Below are 3,302 nucleotides of genomic sequence, written 5' to 3' on the forward strand. Positions count from 1 at the left end.
GGCGCGCGGCGCACGCGTGCGCGGGCTCGTCACCACGACCCGCTGGGTGGGCGGGCGCTGCGGCGAGGTCACGACGGCTGCCGGTTGCGGCGCACCAGGAGCTGGCGCAGGTGCCGGGCGTGCCGCCGGCTGACCGGCAGCACGGCGCCGCCGATGTTGACGCTCAGGTGGCCGTCCTCCAGGCGCAGCTCGTCGATGTGGCCGAGTGACACGAGGTGACTGCGGTGGATGCGCACGAACCCGGCGGAGCGCCAGCGCTCCTCCAGCCCGTTGAGCGCGGCGCGGACCAATCCGCTGCCGGTGGCGGTGTGCAGCCGGGCGTAGTCGCCGTGCGCCTCCACGTACCGGATGTCGGCCAGCCGGATGAACCGGGTGATGCCCCCGAGCTCGACCGGGATGACCTCGTCGCCCACGTCGGGCGCTTTCTCGGCCGGCGCGGGGGAGGCCGGTTCCGCCGCTTTCGAGTCGAGCACCTCGTGCACTATCCGGTGCACCGACTCGGCCAACCGCTCCGGCCGGACCGGCTTGAGCAGGTAGTCGAGCGCCTTGAGCTCGAACGCCTCGACCGCCGGTTCCTGGTGCGCGGTGACGAAGACGATGCGCGGCGGTTGGGCGAACCGCGACAGCACCCGGGCCAGGTCCAACCCGTCCAGTCCGGGCATCCGGATGTCGAGGAACACGGCGTCGACCGGCTGGCCCGCGTCCATCGCGCGGTGCAGCGTCCGCAACGCCTTGGTCGCGTCCGTGACGCCCTCGACGTGGGCGACCCGCGGGTCCGAGCGCAGCAGGTAGACGAGGTCTTCCAGCGCCGGCGCCTCGTCGTCCACGGCGAGCACCCGCAGCGTGCGCTCAAGCGCCCCGCGGCGCTCCGGACCCTCGCAGAGAGGGCAGGGAAGTCCTGAGGTCATGGAGTTCCAATGCGGTGCGGTCGGCTGCGTCGGCGATTAGACCACCGGACGCCTATCCTCACCCTTGGGGGTGGCCAAGGGCAATGACCGCCGTGCGGCCTGGGCGTCACCCAGCGTCATCTCCAGTTCGAGGAACGCCTCCTCGGCACGCCGCGCGGCCAGCGACACCGAAGCCGCCGCCGCGCTGCCCACGAACCGGCGGGTCGGCTCCTGCAACCCGCGCACCACGTCCGACCACTCGTTCGCCAAGCGCGCCAGCTCCGTGAGCGCGCAGACCAGTTCGGCGGGAGTGCGCGGCGTCGGGTCCGCGATCCGCGCCAGGTCGACGTGCGGATCGGAATCCATGCCATCCCCCACGAGTGAGCCGCCGAAGTATCGAAACCCGATGTTCCCGTTCTCCGACCGCGCAGGTCAACGACCCGGAGGAGTGGTCTCAATCGGTCACCGGAGTCGGCACGCCCTCGGCCCCGCTCCGACCCGCGTTCTCCGGTTCCGCGTTCCGAGCGTTCAACTCGGGTGTCCTGGACGTAGGACTCTCGCGCTCCGAACGTAGGACTCTCGCGAGAGTCCTACGTTCACGTCGCGCGTGTCCTACGGCGGGAACGGGTGAGTTGAACGCTCGGGTCGCTGAGCGGGGGCGGTCAGCCCAGGTCGGTCAGGGCGGTGGCGGCCATGGTCTCGAACTCGCCGAAACCGCTCCGGGTGGCCAGGTCGCGGCCCACGCGGGCGTGGCGGAGGGCTTCCGCGCGGCGGCCGTCGGCGGCCAGGGCGCGGGTCAGGTGCACGTGCGAGCGGGCGACGCCGTAGCGGTAGTCCGACGACGTGGCCAGCTCCAGCGCCCGCCGGTGGGCGGCGACGGCGCGGCCCGGTTTGCCCAGGTGGCGCAGCACCAGGCCGAGGGCGTTGTGCACCTCCGACTCGATCCGCGGGCTGCCGCCCAGCTCCTGCACCAGCGCCAACGACCGCTGCGCCGTCCGCAACGCCTCCGCGTGCTCCCCGCCCAGGCACAGCGCCGCCGCCAGGTGCGCCATCGCCTCCGCCCGCGCGTGCCGGGCACCGGTGCGGAACCACGCCGCCAACGCGTGCCGCAGCAGCTCCACGGCCCGCTCGTGCTCCCCGACCGCCGTGTGGCACCGCCCGAGCAGCGCCGCGCAGGCCGCCTCCAGGTTCACCCCGTCCGCCGACCTCGCCAGCTCCAGCCCCTCGGCCAGCAGCGACTTCGCCGTCACCAGCTCGCCGCGCATCATCCGCAACGCCCCGAGCCCGGCCAGCGCCCCGATCCGCACGTGCGGCCCGGCCCACTCCTGCCCGCTCAACGCCATCAGCCGCTCGAACGAGGCGAACGCGGCCGGGAACTCGCCCAGCTCCAGGTGCACCACGCCGTCCAGCCCGGCGTGCAGCCACACCGGCGGGCCAGTGGGCCGCGCCGACCGCAGGTACCGCTGGGCCGACCGCAGGTTGCCCAGGTTGCGGTGCTCGGCCGCGAGCCACACCAGCATCAACGTCTCCGCGTCGTGGTCGCCGGCCGCCCGCGCGGCGCCCAGCGCGGCGTCGATCGCGTGCACGAACTCCACGTGGTGCCCGTGCGAGCCGAAGTACCCGCCGACCGCGTCGATCAGCCGCCACGCCATCGGCAACGGACCGTGCGCCGCGCAGTGCTCGGTCGCCGCCAGCACGCTGGGCCGTTCCGCGTCCAACCACGCCCTCGCCGCGTCCGGGCTCATCCTGGGCGGCCCGGACGCGCCCAGCTCCGGGTACAGCACGTCACCGACCTCGACCGCAGTGCGCAGGTACCAGTCGAACAGCCGCCGCCGGGCCGCCGCCAGGTCCTCGCCCGCCGCCTCGGCCCGGTCCGCCGCGTAGTCGTGCAGCAGGTCGTGCAGCGCGAACCGCTCCCCGCCGACCCGCTGCACCAGGTGCGCCGACGCCAGGTCCTCCAGCAGCCCGCGCGCCACGTCCTCCGGCGCGTCCAGCAGCGCCGCCGCGCCGAACACGCTGAAGTCCGGTCCCGGCAGCAGCCCGGCCAGCCGGAACAACCGCGCCGCGCCCGGCGTCAGCGCCGCGTACGACAGGTCGAACGCCCGCCGCACGGCCGCCGTGTCGTCGTTGTCCACCGCGAGCACGGCCAGCCGGTCGCCGCCGCGCAGCTCCTCCACGTAGGAGGCGACGTCCACGTGCGACGAGCCGACCAGGTTGCCCAGCGCGATCCGCAGCGCCAGCGGCAGGTAGCCGCACAGCCGGGCCAGCTCGCTCAGCGCGTCGAACTGGTTCACCGCCGCGTCCGAGCCGAGCGACCGCGCCAGCAGCGAGCACGACTCGAGCCCCGGCGGCACATCCCTACTCCACTACTCTGAACTCCACACAAGCCCTTAACGGACGGTGATCAGCACAGAG

General features: G+C 73.8%; 3 protein-coding genes. All 3 read right to left on the reverse strand.

All coding sequences use genetic code 11. The features are described 5' to 3' along the window. Positions 1-68: 68 nt before the first annotated feature. The 3 genes from AB0G02_RS15705 to AB0G02_RS15715 all read right to left on the reverse strand — a co-directional run bounded on the left by AB0G02_RS15705 (position 69) and on the right by AB0G02_RS15715 (position 3,241). Positions 69-908, reverse strand: coding sequence for a LytTR family DNA-binding domain-containing protein (locus AB0G02_RS15705; protein WP_360794233.1), 840 nt, complete (start codon positions 906-908; stop codon positions 69-71). Positions 909-944: 36 nt separating this feature from the next. After that, complete coding sequence (locus AB0G02_RS15710; protein WP_360794235.1) at positions 945-1,253, reverse strand: hypothetical protein; 309 nt, start codon at positions 1,251-1,253, stop codon at positions 945-947. A gap of 296 nt (positions 1,254-1,549) precedes the next feature. Further along, entirely contained in the window at positions 1,550-3,241 is a 1,692-nt protein-coding gene (locus AB0G02_RS15715; protein ID WP_360794237.1) for a tetratricopeptide repeat protein, read from the reverse strand. Between the last annotated feature and the right edge of the window lie 61 nt (positions 3,242-3,302).

Origin of the sequence: Actinosynnema sp. NPDC023658 (genome assembly GCF_040639995.1) — a bacterium.
Taxonomy (GTDB): Bacteria; Actinomycetota; Actinomycetes; order Mycobacteriales; family Pseudonocardiaceae; genus Actinosynnema.